The sequence below is a fragment of the Nonomuraea turcica genome, assembly GCF_030718205.1.
In the GTDB taxonomy this organism is placed as follows: Bacteria; Actinomycetota; Actinomycetes; order Streptosporangiales; family Streptosporangiaceae; genus Nonomuraea.
Genome location: NZ_JAUZQF010000092.1, coordinates 1 through 968, shown reverse-complemented (window position 1 = coordinate 968; position 968 = coordinate 1). Strand labels below are relative to the sequence as shown.

At 61.5% G+C, this 968-nt stretch carries 1 pseudogene; it reads right to left on the bottom strand.

Annotated elements, in window-relative coordinates:
- Nucleotides 1–881 (bottom strand): annotated as a pseudogene (locus Q9G87_RS60340) (DNA-directed RNA polymerase subunit beta); the annotation flags it as partial.
- Between the last annotated feature and the right edge of the window lie 87 nt (nt 882–968).

Genomic DNA, 968 nt, shown 5'->3' with positions numbered 1-968 from the left:
ACCTTGGCCAGGTCGTACCGCTTGGGATTGAAGTAGAGATTCTCCAGCAGAGTCTGCGCCGACTCCTTGGTCGGCGGCTCACCCGGCCGCAGCTTGCGGTAGATGTCCAGCAGCGCGTCATCCTGGCCGGCCGTGTGGTCCTTCTCCAGGGTGGCCCGCATCGACTCGTACTGGCCGAACCGCTCGAGGATCTTGTCGCTGGTCCATCCCAGTGCCTTGAGAAGCACGGTGACGGCCTGCTTGCGCTTACGGTCGATGCGCACACCGACACTGTCACGCTTGTCGATCTCGAACTCGAGCCAGGCACCACGCGACGGGATGACCTTGCAGCCGTACAGATCCTTGTCCGACGTCTTGTCGACATTGCGTTCGAAGTAGACGCCGGGCGAACGGACCAGCTGCGAGACCACGACACGCTCGGTGCCGTTGATGATGAACGTGCCCTTCGGCGTCATGAGCGGGAAATCACCCATGAACACCGTCTGGCTCTTGATCTCACCAGTGGTGTTATTGATGAACTCCGCCGTCACGAACATCGGGGCGGAGAAGGTCATGTCCTTGTCTTTGCACTCATCGACTGAGTACTTCGGCGGCTCGAACCGGTGGTCGCGGAACGACAAGGACATGGTCCCCGAGAAGTCCTCGATGGGACTGATCTCTTCGAAGATCTCTTCGAGGCCCGACTGGGTCGGGACGTCCTTGCGCCCGGCCTGACGAGCCGCCTCTACCCGGGCCTTCCACTTCTCGTTTCCGAGCAGCCAATCAAACGACTCGGTCTGCAGAGCGAGAAGGTCAGGAACTTCGAGAGGCTCCTGGATGCGCGAAAAAGAGACGCGACGGGGACCAGCGGGTACGGCGGAGGCGTTGCGCGAGGCTGCCAACAGATGTCCTTCCGAGGGCTCGCGGCGGACTGACTACACGCACGCCAGACAACCTCGCAACGTGAGCAAGCATCGCGGGTCGTCAAA